The following is a 21613-nucleotide window of genomic DNA, read 5'->3' as shown; positions in this document are numbered from 1 at the left end:
CAGGTGCCGGCCCGGCTCCTTCAGTCCAGTGTGATCCGGGCGGCGACCGGCAGATGGTCGCTGCCGGTGGCGGGCAGGGTGCGGATGTGGCCGACGGTCCCCGAGCGGGCCATGACCTGGTCGATCCGGGCCAGCGGGAAGGCGGCGGGGAAGCTGAGGGCGAAGCCACGTTCCGCCACGTTCAGCCGTGAGGTCAGCGGCGCCAATCCCCGGTCGTCGACCGTGCTGTTGAGGTCGCCCAGCAGGATCACCGCGTCCAGTTCCTCGTCGGCGAGTGCCTCGCCCAGCAGGCCGGCGCTCTCGTCGCGCCAGGAGGACGCGAGGCCACTCGCCCCGACACGGACCGAGGGCAGGTGCGCGACATATGCCGCGATCTCACCGTGCGGGGAGCGGACCACGGTCCGCAGTGCGCGACTCCAAGTCTCCGTGATTTCCCGGGGTTTGATGTCCAGCTGCCGGGTTTCGGTCAGGGGATGCTTCGACCAGAGCCCGACGGTGCCCCGGACCGCGTGGTACGGGTAGTCCGGGGCGAGGGTCGTCTCGTACACCGTCAGCGCGGGGGGTATCAGTTCCTCCAGCGCGATGAGATCGGGCCCGGCGTCGGCGAGAGCACGCGCCGTGCCCGCCGGATCGGTGTTCTCGTCGCTGACGTTGTGCTGCACCACGACCAGATCGCGCGCGCCGGGCTCGCCGCCGGGCAGCAGCAGTCCGCCGAAAAGGTACGTCCAGGCGGCCACCGGCAGCAGCAGGGCCACCAGCGCGAGGGCCGAACGGCGCAGGAGCGCCAGGCCGAGCAGCACCACCCCCACCAGGCCCAGCCAGGGCAGGAACGCCTCCAGCAAACTACCCGCACGGCCCACGGAGTTGGGCACGGCCCGGTGGAACACCAGCAGCCCGGCCGTCAGCGCCGCGAGCGCGGCGAGCACCCGCCCGCGCGTCCAGGGCGACCGTCGCCTCGCGCCCTTCCGTGCGTCCGCACTCGGAGCCCGCCGCCCCACCCACCGGCGCGCCGCCCTTACCGCCGCCGCCCCACCGTTCTCCGCGCGCACCCGAACCACCCTGGACTCCCCTCCACTTGCCCTCGTACCCCCGGACGCGCCACCGGAGGAATCGGTTTCCCGCTCCACCCCGGGCCCCCATGCTCCACGGCACGAACGCCGTCGAACGCGCCGGAGTTATTCCGGCCACCACGACCGTCCGGACGCGCGCCGCGGCGGGTCAGGCGGATCCGTAGGCTCTGGCGAGTACGCCTACCGTCTCGGCCATGGCTCGGCGCAGTCCGGGTGGCGCGACGACCTCGACGTCGATACCGAGCCGCAGCAACTCGCCGCACGCGTGCTCCGTGCTCTCGGTCGGGATGACCGCCTCGACCCATCCGTCGTCGTCGGCGGCGGTCGCGGTGGAGTCGACCGCCCGCACCACCTCCGGGGAGAGGTTGTCGGGCAGCCGCCCGCGTCCCCGTGGCGACAGACGGATGGTGGCTGTGCCGGTGTAGCGGCGCGTCCGGAACTCGTCGAGGTACGAGGTCCAGTACGCGCCCAGGTCGAAGTCCCGCGGCCGGCTGAACCGCTCGTCGCTCGGCACCGCGTCGAGGACTTGAGTCACGCGATAGGTCGCGATCCGGTTCTTCCCGGCGGCCACGAGGTACCAGACACCGGACTTGAGTACGAGTCCGTAGGGCCGAAGCCGGCGACGCACCTCTTGCGGCGCGCGCCAACGGCGGTAGTGCACCTCCACCTCACGTTGGGTGAGCACCGCGTCGACGAACACGGGCAGATACGGCGTCTGCTCGGGTTCCCGGTACCAGCCAGGAGCGTCCAGGTGGAACACGGCCGCGGTCCGCGCCGCCTCCTCGCGCAGTTCCGCCGGGAGCGCGGCCAGCAGCTTCAGCCGTGCTGCCGTCACCTCCGCCGTCAGCCCCAGGTCGGCGGCGGGGCCCGGCAGCCCGGCGAAGAACAGCGCCCGCGCCTCGCCCTCGCTCATCCCCGTCAGCCGGGTGCGATAGCCGTCGACCAGCTGATAGCCGCCGCCCCGACCCGGCTCCGCGTAGACCGGGACCCCGGCGGCCTGCAGACGCGCCACATCACGGTAGGCGGTCCGTACGGACACGCCCAGCTCGTCGGCGAGCCCTCGCGCGGACATACGGCCCCGGGATTGCAGCAGAAGAAGCACCGACAGCAGTCGACTGGCAGACATGGGCGCATTCTCCCCGGAAACCCTGACAGCACCTGGCACACGGCTCTCCTACCGTTGGCCCTCGCGCCCGGCTCCGACCGAACGAGCCGGGAACGCGCGCCCGCGGAAGAGAACCGAACAGGAGCCTGCCGTGCCTCCCACCCACCCTGTCGCCCGCCCCGCCGTGATCGAGCTTCGCCAGTACACACTGCGGTCCGGCCGGCGCGACGAGCTCATCGAGCTGTTCGACCGGGAGTTCATCGAAACCCAGGAAGAGACCGGGATGGTGGTGCTCGGCCAGTTCCGGGACCTCGACGATCCGGATCGCTTCGTCTGGCTGCGCGGGTTCCGGGACATGGCGGTACGGCACCAGGCGCTGACGGCCTTCTACGGCGGCCCCGTCTGGGCCGAGCACGGCCCCCAGGCCAACGCCACCATGATCGACTCCGACGATGTCCTCCTCCTGCGTCCCCTGTCGGACGAGTGTGGCTTCGCTGTCTCCCCGTCCGAGCGCCCCCGGGCCGGTGCCCCGGAACCGGAACGGTTCGTGTCCGCCACGGTGTGGTCCTTCCCTCCCGGACGACACGACGGCATCACACTGATCCGGGACGGCCTTCTCCCCGTGCTCCACAAGACCGGACCCGCGCCGCTCGCCGCCCTCATCAGCGAGACCGCACACAACACCTTCCCCGGGCTGCCGGTTCGCACCGGGGAGAACGTCGCCGCGGTCTTCACCTCGTACCCCGACGAGAGCGCGTACCGACGGCACCTCGCCGATATACAGGCCCATCCCCTCGTACGGGATGAGATCCTGCCGGGCATTGAGCGAGAACAGACAGCAGCCCCCCGGATACTGCGGCTGACGCCCACAGGCCGCTCGCTCATCTCCTGATCCGGACGGGCCCGGGCGTCCAACGCCCCCTATGTGATCCGCCACGCCGGAGGCCAAGGAATATCTGCTGGTCATGACCTCCACCCGCGCCGGGTGGGCCGTACCGTATGGGGAAGCATGGGCCGGCCCCGCCGGGGAGTGCGGGGATGACGGGAGGAGAGCGCGATGAACGCGGAGCAGGCAGCGGTGAGCCGGAGATTCGACACGGGCACACCGCATTCGGCTCGGGTGTGGAACTACTGGCTCGGTGGCAAGGACAATTACGAGGTCGACCGGGAACTCGGCGCGCGGTTGGAGGAGATGTTCCCGCAGATCATCGATATCGCCCGGGCGTCGCGCCGGTTCCAGGCCAGGGCTGTGCGGTATCTGGCGGAGGAGGCCGGGATCCGGCAGTTCCTGGACCTCGGCACCGGACTGCCGACGGCCAACTCCACCCACGAGGTGGCCCAGGAGGCGGCCCCGGAATCGCGGATCGTGTACATCGACAACGACCCGATCGTGCTGGCCCACGCACGCGCGCTGCTTGTCGGCAGCCCTGAGGGCGCCACGGACTTCGTGCCCGCGGATCTGACGGACTCGAAGACGGTTCTGCACGAGGCCGCGAAGACACTCGACCTCACCGAGCCGGTCGCGGTGCTGCTGCTCTCCACCTTGGGCCATGTCGTGGACGACGACCGGGCGGCGGCGCTGTTGCGCGGCTACCTGGACGCCCTCCCGGTCGGCAGTTGCCTTGTCCTGTGCGACACGATCGAGACGCCGATGACGCTCACCGCGTCGGACGAGTACGAGAGCGGTGGCGCCCTGCCGTACAAGTCACGTCCCGCCGAGATCGTCCGCTCCTTCGCGGACGGTCTGGAGCTGGTCGAGCCGGGGTTCGGCTCGATCAGTCTGTGGCGTCCCGAGGAGCGGTTCACCGGAACGCCGTTGGAGCAGTGGGGGTTCGTGGGGATCAAACGATAGGAACCGTTCGCACCGCGGTCGGGCGTGCGCCGCACACAGGGGTGGCGCACGCCCGACCGCGAGCTGAACGGGGCTTCGGGCCGGGTTACCTCAGCCTGTGATCTTGAAGGTGGCCGGTGAGTCGTTCTGCGTCGCGACCTGGCCCGGGAACAGGTTCTGAATCGTGTTCCCGGTGAAGGACCCCGTGCCGGTGACCCCCGTCGGGATCCAGATTCCCTGCTTCGCCGGACGGTCGATCGTGTTGTTCCTCAGTGTCGCGTTGACGCGCGTCCGGTCGATGTGGAGGCCCGCGCGGAGTGATCCGCGCATGATGTTGTCGCTCATGGTGACGTTCGTGTAGGCGTCCGGAAACAGCGAGGTGCTGGACGGGGAGCCGATCCGCACTCCGTGCCGGACGCCGTTCCAGCCACCGCCGCCGAGCAGGACGTTTCCACTGACCGTGGCCGACTGCAAGGGGTGTCCTGTGTCGCCGAACACGCTGATCTCCAGGGCGCTGTTCGATGACACGCTGTTCACCAGATTGTTTCTCACCTCGACGTTCTGTCCGCCGGCGATCCGGATGCCATTGGCCCACCAGGGCGCGATCGCGGTGTTGTTGAGGATCTTCGTTCCGCTCATCTGGCCGTTGGTACCGCTGGTGCCGGCGTCGGAGTACGTCGCGAAGGAATCGTCACCGGTGTTCCTGGCGAAGTTGTTCTGGACCGTGATGTTACGGCCGAGCTTGTCCGGATTCGGTGTGTTGCCGTTGTTGACATTGAAACCGTCACCGTAGCTGTCCGCGGTCCGGCTGTTCCGCATGATGCCATTGGTGCCCGACAGCCAGTTGGCGTCGATGTGCCGCGTCCAGATCCGGTCGACCAGCCAGCCACCGGCACCGCTGGCGTTGATTCCGTAGTCAGAACCGCCGGTGCCACCGATTCCCCGCCAGATGGCGTTGGCATCGATTTGAAGGTCCGTCAGTGTGGTGCCCGAACCCACCAGGATCTGGGAACGCCATGAGTTGGACGGCAGAGGAACCTTGCGGTAGATGGTGGTGTACCACATACCGGCGCCCTCCACCTTGACGCCGGTGAGGTTCAACGGTGTGGATGCCAGACTGTTCGTCAGATACTTGCCCGGGGGGATCCACACCGACTTGCCCTGCGTTCGGGCGGCGTTCACGGTGTCCTGGATGGCGACCGTCGAATCCTTCACGAAGTTCGGATCCGCGCCGGAGCTGACCACGGAGAGTGAGTTGGCCGGCTGGGTCCGCGCGGCGCCGACGTTCTCCAGATCAACGGAGTCGATGTCATAGACGGCAGCCGTGTTGGCGGCGTCCTTCTGGAGTTTGATGGTGCTGCCCGCGGCGATCGGAGCACCCGTGACCCAGACGGGGAACTCGTTGTAGAAGCGGTAGGGCATCCCGCCGGCGCGGGGGTCGTCGGGGTTGGTGGTCGCCCCGCGGTAGTTCCACGCCTGCTGAGAACTCAGCGTGATCGCCTGCCGGAACACACCGTTCACATAGAGGTTCAGCGACGCGGTGATGCCGCCGCCCGCCGGTGCGTCCGGAATCGAGGCGCGGACCACCAGCGTATTGGCGTTCTTGCCCGTGCTGTTCGGCATCGTCACCGAATCACCGGTGGCCTTCAGCTCGACCAGCGCGTAGCCCGATGCCTCGGTCTCCAAGGAGGCCGCGGTCGGCGCGGGGGCTCCCGGGCTGATGGAGCGGACGCGGGCGCCGCCGCCGAGCGTCCCGGTTTCGGCTTCGACCGTCACGAAGGGTGTGGTGGCGCCCGCGGCCGCGGCGATCGACGTGGCATCAGCCGCGGCGACGACGTCGGCGCGGGCTTCATCGCGGGGAAGGACGGACACGGCGCACGCGGCGAGTAACGTGACGCCGGAGAGGACGGACAAGGCTCTTCGGTACATATGGACACCTCTTGATGGGATTTGCGGTGGGGGGAACGGGAGCCGGACGGGCAGGCCGGGACGCACACCCGTCCCAGGGCGTTTCAGCCCGGGAGACTCCCCGTGCGGGTGATTCAACTGCCGTACTCCGGACCCTTCATCAGAACGCTCGCGTCGCGTCGCTCACGTCGCTCACGACGCTCACGTCGCGCCGATGGCCGACGCGAGCATCGGGAGCGCACGGGTCAGGGCGCGTTCCCAGTAGGGCCAGCTGTGGGTGCCGGGGCCGTAGCGGTCGGCCGTGACGTTCAGACCGTGGGAACGCGCACGGGCTATGTAGTCCCCGGCCATCAGATCGAGGGTCGCCTCCAGGCTGTCGGGCGTACGGTCCGGGGGATCGAACGGGCCGGGCAGGCCGTTGCCGCTGCTGACATAGACGGGAAAGCCGCGGGGCAGCCGGGAGATGAGTTCGTACGCGTTGTGCTGCCGCCACAGGCCCGCCTGAGCGGTGGGATCGCCCCACAGATCGAGCGGGTTGAGGCCCTGCCCCTTGACGATGTTCTGGATGCCGGTCGTGAAACGCGTTGTGTTGACGAGTCCGCTGAAGGACGCGGCGGCGCGGAACAGTGTCGGGTGCTGTCCCGCGTAGTACAGCGCGCCGTGTCCACCCATGGACAGCCCGGCCACAGCGCGTTGGTCACCGGCCCGCACCTGCTGCTCCAGTATCTGGCGGAGCTCGTTGAGGTGGAAGGTCTCCCAGGCGGGTGCCCCGTACCGGCCCTGGTTCCACCAGTCGCTGTAGAACCCCGCCGGGCCGCCCTCCGGGATCACCACCAGGGCGGGTGTCCGGGCCGTGATGGCGTCGGCGTTGCCCCATCCGGTGGAGCCGGGGCTTCCGCAGCAGCCGTGCAGCAGATACAGCACCGGCCAGCGGCGGCCGGGCGCGTCGTCATAGCCCGGTGGCAGCAGCACGGCGGCGTTGCCGACGCGGCCGAGTGCGGGGGAGTCGATCCGTAGGTTCACCGTGCGCGCACTGATCCGCTCGGCCGCCACGAGACGCGGTCCGCGACGCGAGGACGGCGGCGCGGCGGAGGACGCGGAGGCCATGGAACCCGAGGCGACGGCGCCTGCGCCGGCGAGGGCAAGCGCGGCGGCGGCACGCCGTCGGGTGAGGGAGGGCGAGGGTGGTAGGTCGCCTGTTCGGAAGGGCCGTTCTGACATGAGGGGTCTCTCCGTTTCCCTGTCTCTTTCCCTGACTTCTCTTGGGACGCGCTCTTCCTGGGACGCTCTGTTCGGAGGTTCGGAGGTTCGGAGGTTCGGAGGGCGTTCTTCCGTGGTCAGGAGATCGCGCGCAGCACCACCGTGAACTCCATGGGAGCTGCCGTCAGCCGATGGGCCGGCAGTGTGTCCGGGCCACAGGAAGCGGATCCCAGGCCGTGCTGGGCGAGGTCGAGATGGATATGGACGTGGTCCCGTGCGGTGAGTTCGTGCGGGTGTTGGGCGGCGTCGAGGTCCTGGGTGGTCCAGCGGCGCGCCGTGAACCCGAAATGCGGCCGGCCTTCGAAACGGATTCCGCCCGCGCCCCGCTCCGATGATGTCGGTGACAGCTCGGCCCAACGCACCTCACTGCGATGGCCGTTCTCCTGCGGAAACGTGTACGGGAACTGGAGCGCGTCGACGGTGTGTTCCCAGCGGCCCACGCGTACCGCCGCGCGGGAGTCGGGATACGACTCGCCTGGCCCGAGCCCGAACCACCGCACCACGCTCCAGGCGGCCGGTACGGCCAGCCGCACACCGAAGCGCGGCAGTGGCATCTCCTCGGGCCACGGGCCGTCCGGCGCCGCCGTCAGACGCAGGCGCAGTCCACCGGGTACGGCGGTCCAGTGGTACGTGGCGACCAGCCCGAACTGCTCGGAGGCGGGCGCGAGCCGGCTCCGGACGGTGAGAGCCGAACCGTCCGCGGTCACCTGGTCGGTGCGATGGCGCATACGGTCCAGCCCACGCTGCCGCCAGGTGCGGGCGGCCTCCGAGCCGCGCAGCTCGGCCCCGGGCTCACGGTCGTTGTCCGTCATGGCCCGCCAGATATCGAGCACGGGTCCCGCCAGCTCCCTGCCACCCAGCGAGCGGAGCCGGCCGGTACGGGCATCGAAGACGCCCTCGCCGAAGGCGAGTTGATCCTCGGCCGGCTGGCTACTCGTCGGCGCCCGTCGCGACGGCAGGACCGCCGACTCCGGCTCTTCGGGCGGGGCGCCTTCGGCCACCCGTGCCTGGCCGAACGCGACTTCGTGCCCGGCCGGCGCCCAGCGGGTCGCCGCCGCGAGGACGGCCCGTACGGTGATCCAGGTCTCGCGGCCGGTGGGCGCGAGGCGGGGAAGGGCGCAGGTCGCCTCGCCCCCGGCAGGGATCACCGGGACCTCCAGCGGTCCGGAGTCCACCACGCCGTGTTCGGTGACCACGTCGTACAGGAAGCGCAGATCGGAGGTGTCGGCGAAGCGCAGCACACTGCGCACGGTGAGCGTGAGGGTGCCGGATCGCGGGGCGATCGTGAGGCGCAGCGGCTGGATGACCGCCTTGAGTTCCAGCAGGCCGGGGGTCGGGGTGCGGTCGGGGATCAGCAGTCCGTCGGCGATGTAGTTGCCGTCGTGGATCTCCTCGCCGAAATCACCCCCGTAGCCGAAGAACTCCTGGCCGTCGAGGGGATCGCGGGTCCGCAGGGACTGGTCGTTCCACTCCCACACCAGTCCGCCCATCAGCCGCTCATGGGTCTCGAACAGCCGCTGGTAGTCGGCAAGTCCACCGGGTCCGTTGCCCATGGCGTGCGCGTACTCACACATCAGATAGGGCTTCTCGGGGTGTTCCCCGCCGGACCCGATGTGCTCCACACCGGCGTGTTCGCGATAGGTCTGGCTGTAGATGTCGGCGCACTCGACGTCGCCCGAGTAATGGACCGGGCGGGACGGGTCCCGCCCCGAGATCCAGGCGCGCATCGCGTGCAGATTGCGCCCCTTGCCCGCTTCATTGCCCAGAGACCAGATCACCACACTGGGATGGTTCTTGTCGCGCTCCACCATGCGCCGCGCGCGGTCCAGATAGGCCGCCTCCCACGCCGGGTTGTCGCTGGGATTGCCGCGCCAGCCCGCCTCCAGGATGAAGCCGTGGGTCTCCAGATCGCATTCGTCGATGACGTACAGGCCGTACTCGTCACACAGGTCGAGGAAGTACGGATGCGGTGGATAGTGGCTGGTGCGTACCGCGTTGATGTTATGACGCTTCATCAGAACGACATCGTCGAGCATGTCCCGCTCCGTCAGCGCCCGGCCGCGGTCGGGGTGGAACTCATGGCGGTTGACGCCGTGGAGCTTCACCGGTCTGCCGTTGACGGTGAAGACATGGCCGTCGATCCGGACGGTGCGAAAGCCGATGCGCAGCGGCACCACGGTCCCCGCGGCGGTGAGCGATCCCTCGTACAGGCGCGGCAGTTCGGCGCTCCATGGCTCCACCCGGGGGAGGGTGACGCGCTCTCCCGCCGGGACATCGACACCGAGCTCGGGTACGCGTACGCGGGCGTCCACGGTGTCGGTGTCGACATCCACACACAGGACGCCCTCGCCCGTCGCGGACCGGTAGTCGGCGCGCACCCGGTAGTCGGTGATCGCGCCGGCGGGCCGCGTACACAGCGACACCTCCCGGAAGATGCCCGACAGCCACCAGGTGTCCTGGTCCTCCAGATAGGAGCCCGCGGACCACTGATGGACGAGGACGGCGAGTACGTTCTCCACGCCCGGCCGCAGCAGCCGGCCCACGTCGAACTCGGACGGCAGCCGGCTGCCACCGGCCGAACCGACCTCGGTGCCGTTCAGCCACACCGTGAAGAACGAGTCGACGCCCTCGAAGCGCAGCACCGACCGGTCCGGGTCCGGCCATGGCTCGGGCGGCCGGAATCGGTAGCGGTAGCAGCCGGTGGCGTTCTCCTGGGGGACATAGGGGGGATCGACGGGGAACGGATAGCGGATATTGGTGTAAACGGGGGCGCCGTAGCCGTGCAGCTGCCAGTGGGACGGGACGGGCAGCAGGTCCCAGGCCGTGTCGTCGAATGTCTCGGACCAGAAGGCGTCGGGAACGCGTGCCAGGTCCGGGGCCAACCGGAAGCGCCAGTCGCCGTTGAGGCTCAGACGCGGAGCGGAGCTGGGGAAGGCGGCACGGGCAGGCAGTGCGCCGGGCGGCGGGGCCGGATCGATATGCCGGGGGAGTGCGGGGGACATGGCGAGCTTCTCCTCAAGCGATCAGCTGCGTGTTGACCATGAAAATCCATTGGTTTGTCTTACGTCAATGCTTCGGGCGCGTAAAAATTAGTTGCTCCGAGAAGCGATACACATGCTTGCTGTGCAGCTCAACCAGCAGGAAGCGGTTTCTTTTCGGGCCCCTGCCTGCGGCTTCTCGCCGCGCGCGGCGTCCGAGTGGGCCACCGCGGGCTTTGGAAATTGGCAACTTAGTACTTTTGCAGTTGAGGGGGCGGGTGTTTGGATGACCGCTATGCGCGACATGGACGAGGCGAGAAAGCCGGTGCTCACCGACCGGGACCGGGAGGCTCTGCGCGCCTGGGCGCGAGGCGGTCCGGAACGGTCCGTTCGCGCGCGGATCGTGCTGGACGCCGAGGCGGGGCTCAGCGTCTCCGGCAGCGCGCGCGCCCTGGGTATCTCCCGCCCCACGGTGACCACATGGCGCAAGCGGTACGCCGCCGAGGGGCTGGCCGGTCTGGAGCACCGGCCGCGCAGTGGCCGCCCGCCACAGGTCGACGAGGCCGATCTCGTCGCCGCGACGCTCGCGGGACCGCCCGCCCCGGCCCGTACCTGGTCGGCCCGCGCACTCGCCGACCGCCTCGGTGTCTCGCACACCACCCTGGCCGGGGTGTGGCGGCGCTGGCAGGTCGGCCCCGGCGAAGGCAGTCTGCCGACCGTGCCCGTCGAGCCGGCCCTGCCCTGCGCGCGCGCCGAACTGCTCGGTGTGTGGGCGCGGGCCGACAGCGCGGTACTGGTCATCGGCGAGGCCCCCGCCCACGAGGGGCCCCGGGGCCGGGCGACCGACGCCGACGAACGGCGCTCGCGCCACGCCGCCCTCGCGGCGCAGCTCGACCGGGTGCGCGACATGGAACCGCTCCCGGCCGGTGCCTCCGTGCCGGGCGCGACCACCCACGCGGCGTCCGTGAACAGCGTTCCGGTGCCCCGTGATCAGGGCCCCGGCGCCCTGGTCGGCTCGACCGCCGCGCGTCACCCCGGCCGGGCGCTGCACATCGTCGCCTGGGACGACGAAGCCGCGGCGGACGGCGCGGCCCCGCACGGCCACCCGGGCCACGACGCTCTCCGTGCGGCCACCTGGCACCGGGCGGACTCCACCATGAGCTGGTCCGCCACGGCCTGTACGGTCGCCCTCGTCGAACTCGCCCAGTTCCCCGGCCGGTTCAGACCGGTCCTGCACGCGCTGACCGAGGCCGCGCGGGCGTACGCGGACGCGCCCGGCGACCGCGCCTTCAGCTGGCAGCGGTCGGAGACCCGCGCGGTGCTGCCCCCGCCCCGCCCCGCGCCGCGCGCCTTCAACCAGCTCGCGCTCGGCTCGTACAACGAGAAGCTGGTGATCGAGAACATCCGTGAGGCCGGGGCGCTCAGCCGGGTCGAGATCGCCGAGCAGACCGGGCTCACCCCCCAGGCGGTGTCCCGTATCACGCGCAATCTGCTGACCGCGGGGCTGCTCGCCGAGGACGGACGGCAGTCCGCGGGCGCCGGCAAACCGAGGGTGCCGCTGCGGCTGCGGCCCGACGCGGCCTCCGCCATCGGGGTCCATCTCGACCCCGAGATGATCAGCGTGGTGGCCGTCGACCTGTGCGGGGGCATCCTCGACCGGCGGCAGATGCGCCTGTTCGAGCGGCGCGATCCCGACTGGTGCCTGGAGCACATGACGCGGCTGGCCCTGGAGTCCGCCGCGGTGGCCCGTCAGGTGTCCCATGACCTGCTCGGGGTGGGGGTCGCCGTGCCGGGCCCGGTCGACGCGCGCGCCGGGATCGTCCTCGACCCGCCGCTCTTCGACGGCTGGGAACAGGTGGAGCTCAAAGCGGAGCTGGTCGAGCGGCTGGGCACGGCGGTGATCGTGGAGAAGGACGCCACCGCCGCGGCGATCGGCGAACGCTGGCTGGGCGCGGCCGACCGCGCCGGGGACTTCGTCTATCTCTACCTCGGCGCGGGCGCCGGCAGCGGTGCCTTCCTCAATGGCGATGTGTACCGCGGCACGACGGGCAACGCGGGCGAGATGGGCGAACTCTGCGCCATCAGAACCGGGTCGCTCACCGACGAGGGCGGTCCCCGCATGGTCGCGGAATGCGCGCCGATCTCGGCGGTCGTCGATCAGGCGAGGGCGGCGGGGCTGATGGTGCCACAGGGGGACGGCGCCTACGACTGGGTCTGCGAGGCCGCGGCGCGCGGTGACGACCGGGCCGTCACGGTGCTGGAGAACGTGGCCGGGACGGTGGCCCTCGGAGCCGTCGGCATCATCGACCTCCTCGACGTGGAACTGCTCGTCGTCGGCGGACCTGCCGTCCTGCCGTCCGTCGCCGACCTCTATCTGGGCCGGATCGCCGCCGCCGTCAACCGTTTCCCGGTCGCGCGGCGCGTGCGCGATGTGCATGTCGCCCAGTCACGCCCGAACCAGGCGGCGGCGGTCGGCGCCGCGTCCAGCGTCTTCCACTCGGCCTTCACCCCCCGTCTGGGCCCGCGTGGTCGTTCGGCGCGTGGAGCGTCAACTCACGGCTGAGCCGAAGCCATTGACGTATGGCAATCCAATGGATTTACATGGGCGGCCCCCCAACTCAAGGTTGCCTCATGCGCAGACGCCGGAATCTCGTCCTGAGACTGACCCTCGTCCTCTCCCTCCTGACAGCGGGACTGTGGTGGTCGGCGACCGCCCTGACCTCCACGGCCCAGGCCGCCGCGAACCCGACCGTGAAGAACCGGGTGTACGCCGGCTACCAGGGCTGGTTCAACGCGCCAGATGACGGCTCGCCGCTGAACGCGTGGCGGCACTGGGCCGGTTCACAACCCTCGCCGGGCAACCAGTCCTTCGAGCTCTATCCCGATATGAGCAAGTACCCGGCATCGGCCCGCTATGCCACCGGATACGCGCCGCTGGGCAATGGCCAGAGCCCCACACTCTTCTCGTCGTACCCGACCGCCGTGGTCGACCAGCACTTCGGCTGGATGAAGCAGTACGGCATCGACGGCGCCGCTCTCCAGCGTTTCGGCAGCGACATCTCCGATCCCGCCGCGCCGCGAGCGGTGAACCGGAACTCGATCGCCGGCAAGGCCCGAGACGCCGCCGAGAAGTACGGCCGCGGCTTCTACGTCGAGTACGACGTCAGCGGCCTGACCGACGCCAACCTCGAACAGGTCCTCATGCGCGACTGGACCGACGTCATCACCGGCACACTCCATCTCACCGACTCCCCGGCCTATGCCAAGGAGGGCGGCAAGCCCGTCGTCGAGCTGTGGGGCCTCGGCTTCCTCAACCGGCCGGGCACCGCCGCGCAGGCCGAGCGCGTGGTGAACTGGTTCAAGGACCAGGGCCTCTACGTCATCGGTGGTGTGCCGCGCGGCTGGCGCACCGACACGGACGCCAAGCCCGGATTCGCGCCGGTCTACCGGGCGTTCGACATGCTCTCGCCCTGGATGGTCGGCAGCACGGCCGACACCACTCCCCAGCTGACGGCCGACCGCGACGCGCTCAAGGCGACCGGCCAGGACTACCAGCCCGTCATCTATCCCGGCTTCGCCTGGTCCAACTGGAAGGACGGCCCGCGCAACGAGATCCCGCGCAGGAACGGCGACTACCTCTGGCAGCAGGCCGCCAACGTCCGCGAGGCCGGGGTCCCGCAGGCGTTCATCGCCATGTTCGACGAGTACGACGAGGGCACCGCGCTCGCGCCCGCCGCCGAGGACTCCTCGATGATCCCGGCCAACCAGTACTTCCAGACGAACAGTTCCGACGGGAAGTATGTGTCCTCGGACTTCTACCTGCGGCTCGCCGGCAAGGCGACCCGCATGATCACGGGCCAGGACCCACTGGTCACGCAGGTGCCGATCCCGCTGGCGACCGGCCCCACCTTCTTCCGTACCAGTGTGGAGAAGGACACCGACGCCACGCCGACCTGGACCGACACCCCGGTACCCGGTGGTACGTCGAAGGTGACAGGACCCGGTGGCAGCGGATCGCCCGTCCTCGGTGTGGTGACCGGCGAGGACCACCGGCTCGGACAGTCGGCCCTCCGGATCCAGGGGAGCTCGGCCACGACCGCGCACGCCTACGCCTACCTCCAGGCGTTCGACGTGGACATCCCGGTGACCGCGGCGACGAAGCTGTCGTACGAGTTCCTGCCGAAGGACGCGGGCGGCCGGAACGTAGCGGTCGACTTCGTGCTGACCGACGGCTCCACACTGCGTGACAGCGCCGCGACCACGACGGGCGGCACCGATATGCATCCGGCGGCGCCGAAGGGCACCGTCGGCGCCTGGACGAAGATCCAGAGCGATGTGGGTCCCGCGCTGGCGGGCAGGACGATCGACAAGATCCTGGTGGGCTTCGACCGCCAGGGGACGTCCGGCGGTTTCCACGCGTACATCGACGACCTCACGGTCTTCAACGGCTGAGGACGCGCCCAGCTCGGACGGGTGCCCCGCGCGCGGATCGCACGCGGGGCACCCGGGGGCGTTCGGCCGGCCGACGTCAGGCGACGACCTTGCCCTCGTGCAGCTTGCGGATGTCGTTCGCGTCGTAGCCGAGGTCCGCGAGAACCTCGTCGGTGTGCTCGCCGAGCAGCGGCGCACCCTTGATGTCGGGCTTGAAGCCGGAGAACTTGACCGGGCTGCCGACGGTCAGGTACGTGCCGCGCTCCTTCTGCTCGACCTCGACGATCGTGCCGCTCTTGCGCATGTCGGGGTCCTCGGCGAGCTCCTTCATGCTGAGCACGGGGGCGCAGGGCACCTCCCACTCGCGCAGGATGTCGACCGCCTCGTACTTGGTCTTGTCGGCCAGCCACTTCTCGATCTCGCCGAAGATCTCCATGATGCGCGGCTGGCGGGCCCGGGCGGACGTGTAGTCCGGGTCCTCGACCCACTCGGGGTGGCCGATGGCCTCAGCGGTGCGCTTCCAGTTCTGCTCCTGGATCGTGAAGTAGATGTAGGCGTTGGGGTCGGTCTCCCAGCCCTTGCACTTCAGGATCCAGCCCGGCTGACCGCCGCCGCCGGCGTTGCCGCCGCGGGGCACCGCGTCGCCGAACTCGCCGTGCGGGTACTGGGGGTACTCCTCCAGGTAGCCGATCTTCTCCAGACGCTGCTGGTCACGGAGCTTGACCCGGGTCAGGTTGAGTACGGCGTCCTGCATGGACACCGAGACCTTCTGCCCCAGACCGGTCGCGTTGCGCTGGATGATCGCGGTCAGCAGGCCGATCATCAGGTGCATACCGGTGTTGCTGTCGCCGAGGGCCGAGCCGCTGATGGTCGGCGGGCCGTCCCAGAAACCGGTGGTGGACGCGGCGCCACCGGCCGCCTGCGCGACATTCTCGTAGACCTTGAGGTCGTTCCACGAGGAGTCGTCGTTGAAGCCCTTGACCGAGCCGAAGATCAGCCGCGGGTTCAGCTCGTGGATGTGCTCCCAGCTGAGACCCATGCGGTCCATGGCGCCCGGCGCGAAGTTCTCGACCAGGATGTCGGACTCGCGGATCAGCTTCTCCATGACCTCCTTGCCCTCGGGGGTCTTGGTGTTGATGGCCAGCGAGCGCTTGTTGCTGTTCAGCATGGTGAAGTACAGGGCGTCGAGGTCGGGGATGTCCCGCAGCTGATTGCGGGTCACGTCGCCGCCCTGGGGGCGCTCGACCTTGATGACATCGGCGCCGAACCAGGCGAGCATCTGTGTACACGCGGGACCGGCCTGGACCCCGGTGAAGTCGATCACCTTGATTCCGGCGAGCGGCTTGTCACTCATGGTGGCTTCCTTCTCGTGAATGATCTCGGTACGGAGGGTGTGGTGTGCGGGGGAGTGCGGTGAGCCGGTCGCTCACTTCTTCGCCGGCGTGATGTTGCCGACGGTGATGCCCTTCGGGTTGAGGTGCGCGATATGGCCGCTCTCGGTGCCGGCCGACGGGTCGATCGCACAGTCGATGAGCGCCGGGCCGCCCGAGGCCAGCGCCTCGGTGAGAGCCGCGGTGACCTCGGCGGGGGTGGTCGCGCGGTAGCCCTTCCCGCCGAACGCCTCGATCATCTTGTCGTGGCGCGCCTGGAGCATCAGGGTCGTGGGGGACGGGTCGTTCTCCAGCGGGTTGACATCGTCGCCCCGGTAGACGCCGCCGTTGTTCATGATGACGGTGACGACCGGCAGCTTGTAGCGGCAGATCGTCTCCAGCTCCATGCCGCTGAACCCGAAGGCGCTGTCGCCCTCCACGGCCACCACCGGCTCGCCGCTCTCGACGGCGGCGGCGATCGCGTAGCCCATGCCGATGCCCATGACGCCCCACGTACCGCTGTCGAGACGGTGGCGCGGTACCTGCATGTCGATCACATTGCGCGCGATGTCCAGCGCGTTGGCACCCTCGTTGACGAGGTAGATCTCCGGGCGCTCGTGCAGGACGTCACGCACGGCCTTCAGCGCGCCCATGAACTGCATGGGGTGCGGGTCGGCCTTGAGGCGCTCCGCCATCTTGGCGACGTTCTGCGCCGAGCGCGCTCCCAGCTCCTCGCGCCAGGCGGCGGGGGCCGTGATCTGACCGGGCTTGGTCCGCTCGGCGAGCGCGTCGAGCACCGACTCGATGTCCCCCACGAGCGGGGCGGCGATGGGCTGGTTGCTGTCCAGCTCCTTGGGCTCGATGTCCACCTGGATGAACTTCGCGTCGGGGTTCCACTGCGGGGCCTCGCCATGGTTGAGCAGCCAGTTCAGGCGCGCGCCGACGAGCATCACGACGTCGGCCTTCTTCAGCGCCAGCGAACGGGCGGTGGCGGCGGACTGGGGGTGGTTGTCGGGCAGCAGACCCTTCGCCATCGACATCGGTACGTACGGGATACCGGTGGACTCGATGAAGTCCCGGATCTTCCCGTCCGCCTGCGCGTACGCGGCGCCCTTGCCCAGCACCACGAGGGGCCGCCGCGCACCCGCCAGGATCTCGACCGCGCGGTCCACCGCCTCGGGCGCGGGCAGCTGGCGCGGCGCGGGGTCGACGAGACGGCTCAGCGTCTTCGCCCCCTCCTCCGCGTCCATGATGGAGCCGAGCACCGCGGCGGGGATGTCGAGATACACACCGCCGGGACGGCCGGAGATCGCGGTGCGCAGCGCGCGGGCGATACCGCGGCCGATGTCCTCCACCCGGCTCACCCGGTACGCGGCCTTGACGAACGGCTGCGCGGCGGCGAGCTGGTCCATCTCCTCGTAGTCGCCCTGCTTGAGGTCGACGAGGTGGCGCTCGCTGGAGCCGGAGATCTGCACCATCGGGAAACAGTTCGTGGTGGCGTTGGCGAGCGCGACCAGCCCGTTGAGGAAGCCCGGCGCGGACACCGTCAGCGCCACGCCCGGCCGCTTCGTGAGGTATCCGGCAGCCGCCGCCGCGTGACCGGCGTTGCTCTCGTGACGGAAGCCGATGTAGCGGATGCCCCGCGCCTGTGCGAGGCGGGCCAGGTCGGTGATCGGGATGCCGACCACGCCGTAGATGGTGTCCACGTCGTTCAGCTTCAGCGAGTCGACGACCAGGTGATATCCGTCGGTGAGCTCGGCCTGAGTGTCGGCGGTCGCCGCGTTCTCCAGTGCGGAAGGGGCGGTCATGGTCCGAGATCCTCCTTGGGCAGTCATGCCTGATCGGCTTCTTGTCCCACCTTCCGCAGCACGCATCCGCACGTCCAAGACCTATCGGCGACCAGCCGATAAACAGCATTTATCGATCAAGGATCGCCGCATGTCAGAGGGGTGCCGATGGCTGCCATGACCCTCTTGATAGATCCTCGCTATCGGCTGTTCGCCAGCGAGTATTGGACGCCCGCCGCGTGCCCGCGCAAGCTCGCAGACGACAGCTTCATCGGACCTGGTGCGAGGAGGTGTGCACATGGCCGTTCCGACCGAGGCATCGGTGCGCGACACGGGCCTGTACCGGCCGCCGGCGCTCACCGGCCTCAGTGATCTCCTCGACCGGCACGCGCGCGAGCGCCCTCGTTCCCGCGCGCTCGTGGTCACCGGGGACCGCGTACCGCTGTCCTACGGCTCCCTCGCCGCCCTGACCGGTGACATGGCCGACCGGCTCCGCCGTACCGGGCTGCGCCGCGGTGAGGTGATCGGCCTCGTCTCCGCCAACACCGCCGAGTTCGTCGTCGCGCTGCTGGGCGCGGCACGGGCCGGACTGGTGGTCGCCCCCGTCGACCCCGCGCTGCCCGCCGCCCAGCTGACCGACCGGTTCGAAGCGCTGGGCGCGCGGGTGGTACTCCGCGGACCCGCCGCGGCCGGCACCGAGCCCGCCGCCCTGGGCGAGTTCCCGGCCTGGCCCCTGCGTGTGGACATCTCCCATGCCGGGACGGCGACGGTCACACTCGACACCGGCGCGGCTGCGCCGCGGCCCGCCCGGGGCGCGGCCGACGAGCTCTCCGAGCGCGACGCCCTCGTGCTGTTCACCGCCGGGACCACCGGCCGGGCCAAGATGGTCCCGCTCACCCACGCCAACGTGGCCGCCTCCGTACGGGACATCTGCGCCACCTACGAGCTGGGACCCGGCGACGCGACGGTCGCCGTGATGCCCTTCTTCCACGGTCATGGACTCGTCGCCGCGCTGCTCGCCTCCCTCGCCAGCGGCGGCTGCGTACTGCTGCCCGAGCGGGGACGTTTTACGGCGCACACGTTCTGGGACGATGTGCGCGCCGTGTCCGCCAGCTGGTTCACCGCCGTACCGACCATCCACGAGATCCTTCTCGACCGGTCGGCGACCGAGTACCCGGGCCCGCAAGCCGCGCCCCTGAAATTCGTACGCAGTTGCAGCGCGCCCCTCAACACGGCCACCCAGCGGGCGCTGGAGCGCACGTTCGGCGCGCCGCTGCTGTCCGCGTACGGGATGACCGAGTCCACCCACCAGACGACCAGCGAGCCGCTGCCCGAGCGGGGATATCTGAAGCAGGGTTCCGTCGGCGGGTCGACCGGAGTGCGTCTGCGGGTCGTCGACCCGCACGGCCGTACGTGCCCGGCCGGCACCCAGGGCGAGGTGTGGGTGAAAGGCCCCACCGTCACCCGCGGCTATCTCGGCGACCCGGAGGAGACGGCGCACAGCTTCACCGACGGGTGGCTGCACACCGGCGACCTGGGCACCCTGGACGTGGACGGCTATCTGTTCCTCACCGGGCACATCAAGAACCTCATCAACCGCGGCGGCGAGAAGATCTCGGCCGAGCATGTCGAGGACGTCCTCGCCGGATGCCCCGGTGTCGCCGAGGCGGCCGTCTTCCCGATCCCCGACGCGCACTACGGACAGCGGGTCGGCGCCGCCGTGGTGGTACGCGAGGGCGAGAACCTCGGGTCCGAGCACATCCTGCGGTACTGCCGCAACCGGCTGTCCGCCGTCGAGGTGCCCGACCGGCTCGATGTCGTCGCCACGCTTCCCCACACCGCCAAGGGCGGGCTCGACCGGCGGGCGGTGGCCGACCGGTACGCGCACTGACGGCGCGGGGACCTTCTGGAGCCGTCCGGCCCGCCCTATCGGACGTGGTGCTCGGGCTCGGTCGGCAGCGGCTGGTCGAAGAACGCGTCCAGCGACAGGCCCGTCGCCGCGTTCACGAACGCCCGCGCGGCGATCGAACCGGGCGTCGCCGCGTGGATCGCGACCGAGACCTGCGCCCTGGCGTCCGGCGCGACCAGACGGACGGCCCGGGTCCTGCCGATCACCGGCATCGCGCGCAGCCACGTGTGCGGCACGATGCTCGCCCACTCACCGACGCCCACATGCGCGTACAGCGAGGCGACCGAGTCCGTCTCCACCTGCGGGGTCACCACCACCCCGCCCTCCGCGAACACACTGTCGATGAGCTGACGGATCCTCATGTCGGGTGTCAGCAGCGCGAGTGGCAGCTGCGCGGCCTCCGCCCAGGTCATGGTGTGGGTCTGGGGCATCAGCTGGTCGCCGGAGGCGAGCAGTACGTACCGCTCCTGGTACAGCGGCACGACCTGGAGGCTCTCCCGGTCCTCGGGGGCGAAGTGCGAGATGGCGGCGTCCAGTTCGAACTCGCGCAGCTGGCGGTGGAGTGTCTTCGCCGACAGCCGGGAGCGTACCTGCACCTTCGCCAGCGGGTGCGCCCCGCAGAAGGCGGCCACGGGCAGCGCCAGGGTCGTCGACGCCGTGGGCTCCGTCCCCAGCCGCAGGGTGCCGGTGATGCCGGACTGTACGGCGGCCACCTCGGCCTTGAACGCGTCCTGCTCGGCGAGGATCCGCTTGGCCCACACGACGAGCCTTTCGCCCTCCGGGGTGAGGCCCTCGTAGTTGTGCCCCCGGTTGATCAGGGTGACGTTCAGCTCCCGCTCCAGCTTGGCGATCGCCGCCGAGAGCGCGGGCTGTGACACATAGCAGGCCTCCGCCGCCCGCGCGAAGTGCTTCTCCCTGGCCACGGCCACGAAATACTCCAGCTGACGGAACAGCATCAGCGACTCCTCCCTGCCGGCGGATCCCTGCTCGCGGATCCGCCGGTCCCGGCCCGCGGATCGCGACGGCACCGGGCCGTGACTTCTCCGGCTCCGGCGACGCCTTCACTCATCCTACTTATCAACTGTTCAATGACCGGTCCGGATGTCACGTCCGAATGCCGCCGGACTCCCCGCTCGCGGCGTACGAGCATCGTCGGCATGTCCTCGAACCCAACAGAGAAACGGACGATCATGAGCGCGGTTCTGCACGGCAAGGCGGCTTTCGTGACCGGCGGCAGCCGGGGCATCGGCGAGGCGGTGGCGATCAGGCTGGCCGAAGACGGAGCCGATGTCGCGCTGACCTATCAGCACAGCGCCGAGCGCGCGGCGGAGGTGGTGGACCGGATCAAGGCGCTGGGCCGCCGGGCCCTGGCGATACGTGCCGACAGTGCGGACGCGACGGCGGTACATGATGCCGTGGACCGGGCCGCCGCGGAGTTCGGACGGCTCGACATCCTGGTGAACAACGCGGGGACCGGCGCGATGGGTCCCGTCGAGGAGATGACGCTGGGGGATGTCGACCGCGTACTGGGCGTCAATGTACGGGCGCCGTTCCTCACGTCCCAGGCGGTGCTGCGGCACATGTCGGAGGGCGGGCGGATCGTCACCATCGGCAGCTGCATGGCCGAGCGGGCCGCCTTCCCCGGCGGGGCGCTGTACGCGATGAGCAAGACCGCTCTGACCGGCCTGACCAAGGCGCTCGCCCGTGAACTGGGCCCGAGGGGCATCACGGCCAATCTGATCCACCCCGGGCCCGTCGACACCGATATGAACCCCGCCGACGGCCCGGGAGCCGAGATGCAGCGCGGCTTCACGGCGCTCGGCCGCTACGGCCGGCCGTCGGAGATCGCCGCGACCGTCGCCCACCTCGCTGGTGACGGCGGTCGGTATGTCACCGGCGCCTCCATCGCCGTGGACGGCGGCTTCGCGGCCTGAAACCGCGGGTGAGAGGCCTCGGCGGGACCC

General features: G+C 70.0%; 14 protein-coding genes and 1 pseudogene. 7 read left to right on the top strand and 8 right to left on the bottom strand.

Features of this window, described 5'->3' with window-relative positions:
• Positions 1 to 20: 20 nt before the first annotated feature.
• Together AB0M67_RS16125 and AB0M67_RS16120 are read right to left on the bottom strand one after the other, a co-directional pair.
• Positions 21 to 926: an endonuclease/exonuclease/phosphatase family protein gene (locus AB0M67_RS16125; RefSeq protein ID WP_365746084.1), complete on the bottom strand. Its 906-nt coding sequence runs from the start codon at positions 924 to 926 to the stop codon at positions 21 to 23.
• A gap of 292 nt (positions 927 to 1218) precedes the next feature.
• The gene (locus tag AB0M67_RS16120; RefSeq protein ID WP_365745991.1) at positions 1219 to 2196 is read right to left on the bottom strand and encodes a WYL domain-containing protein; all 978 of its coding nucleotides are present in this window, start codon (positions 2194 to 2196) and stop codon (positions 1219 to 1221) included.
• Between the two features lie 130 nt (positions 2197 to 2326).
• Between AB0M67_RS16120 and AB0M67_RS16115 the strand changes: the two genes are divergently transcribed.
• Both AB0M67_RS16115 and AB0M67_RS16110 read left to right on the top strand, forming a co-directional pair.
• Positions 2327 to 3067: an NIPSNAP family protein gene (locus AB0M67_RS16115; RefSeq protein WP_365745990.1), complete on the top strand. Its 741-nt coding sequence runs from the start codon at positions 2327 to 2329 to the stop codon at positions 3065 to 3067.
• Between the two features lie 165 nt (positions 3068 to 3232).
• The gene (locus AB0M67_RS16110; protein WP_365745989.1) at positions 3233 to 4027 is read left to right on the top strand and encodes an SAM-dependent methyltransferase; all 795 of its coding nucleotides are present in this window, start codon (positions 3233 to 3235) and stop codon (positions 4025 to 4027) included.
• Positions 4028 to 4117: 90 nt separating this feature from the next.
• Here AB0M67_RS16110 and AB0M67_RS16105 read toward each other — a convergent pair whose 3' ends face one another.
• From AB0M67_RS16105 to AB0M67_RS16095, 3 genes are all read right to left on the bottom strand, one after another.
• Positions 4118 to 5935, bottom strand: coding sequence for a right-handed parallel beta-helix repeat-containing protein (locus AB0M67_RS16105; RefSeq protein WP_365745988.1), 1818 nt, complete (start codon positions 5933 to 5935; stop codon positions 4118 to 4120).
• Positions 5936 to 6115: 180 nt separating this feature from the next.
• A complete protein-coding gene (locus AB0M67_RS16100; protein ID WP_365745987.1) occupies positions 6116 to 7135 on the bottom strand; it encodes an alpha/beta hydrolase family protein in 1020 nt (339 codons plus the stop codon).
• Between the two features lie 116 nt (positions 7136 to 7251).
• Positions 7252 to 10176 carry a glycoside hydrolase family 2 TIM barrel-domain containing protein gene (locus AB0M67_RS16095; protein WP_365745986.1) on the bottom strand — a complete coding sequence of 975 codons (2925 nt, stop codon included), beginning with the start codon at positions 10174 to 10176 and terminating at the stop codon, positions 7252 to 7254.
• Positions 10177 to 10288: 112 nt separating this feature from the next.
• Between AB0M67_RS16095 and AB0M67_RS16090 the strand changes: the two are divergent.
• The 3 genes and pseudogenes from AB0M67_RS16090 to AB0M67_RS16080 form a co-directional block, all read left to right on the top strand.
• Positions 10289 to 10804: pseudogene (locus AB0M67_RS16090) on the top strand (helix-turn-helix domain-containing protein); the annotation flags it as partial.
• A 255-nt stretch (positions 10805 to 11059) separates the two neighbouring features.
• Positions 11060 to 12715 (top strand): ROK family transcriptional regulator, encoded by a 1656-nt coding sequence (locus tag AB0M67_RS16085; RefSeq protein WP_365746083.1) that lies wholly within the window; start codon positions 11060 to 11062, stop codon positions 12713 to 12715.
• 68 nt (positions 12716 to 12783) lie between these two features.
• The gene (locus AB0M67_RS16080) at positions 12784 to 14604 is read left to right on the top strand and encodes a glycoside hydrolase family 71/99-like protein (protein ID WP_365745985.1); all 1821 of its coding nucleotides are present in this window, start codon (positions 12784 to 12786) and stop codon (positions 14602 to 14604) included.
• Positions 14605 to 14680: 76 nt separating this feature from the next.
• On the opposite strand, the gene frc is transcribed toward AB0M67_RS16080, so the two are convergent.
• Positions 14681 to 15937: a formyl-CoA transferase gene (frc, locus tag AB0M67_RS16075; protein WP_365745984.1), complete on the bottom strand. Its 1257-nt coding sequence runs from the start codon at positions 15935 to 15937 to the stop codon at positions 14681 to 14683.
• A gap of 72 nt (positions 15938 to 16009) precedes the next feature.
• Positions 16010 to 17761 (bottom strand): oxalyl-CoA decarboxylase, encoded by a 1752-nt coding sequence (gene oxc / locus AB0M67_RS16070; protein ID WP_365745983.1) that lies wholly within the window; start codon positions 17759 to 17761, stop codon positions 16010 to 16012.
• A gap of 277 nt (positions 17762 to 18038) precedes the next feature.
• Here oxc and AB0M67_RS16065 point away from each other — a divergent pair, with 277 nt between their 5' ends.
• On the top strand, positions 18039 to 19631 hold the full coding sequence (locus AB0M67_RS16065; protein WP_365745982.1) for a FadD7 family fatty acid--CoA ligase: 1593 nt from the start codon (positions 18039 to 18041) through the stop codon (positions 19629 to 19631).
• 35 nt (positions 19632 to 19666) lie between these two features.
• Here AB0M67_RS16065 and AB0M67_RS16060 read toward each other — a convergent pair whose 3' ends face one another.
• Positions 19667 to 20677, bottom strand: a complete 1011-nt coding sequence (locus AB0M67_RS16060; protein WP_365745981.1) for a LysR family transcriptional regulator — start codon at positions 20675 to 20677, stop codon at positions 19667 to 19669.
• Between the two features lie 162 nt (positions 20678 to 20839).
• Here AB0M67_RS16060 and AB0M67_RS16055 point away from each other — a divergent pair, with 162 nt between their 5' ends.
• Entirely contained in the window at positions 20840 to 21583 is a 744-nt protein-coding gene (locus AB0M67_RS16055) for a 3-oxoacyl-ACP reductase family protein (protein ID WP_365746082.1), read from the top strand.
• Positions 21584 to 21613: the final 30 nt, after the last annotated feature.

This window comes from Streptomyces sp. NPDC051662, from assembly GCF_040681655.1.
Taxonomy (GTDB): Bacteria; Actinomycetota; Actinomycetes; order Streptomycetales; family Streptomycetaceae; genus Streptomyces.
This window is presented reverse-complemented; position numbering and strand designations above follow the sequence as displayed.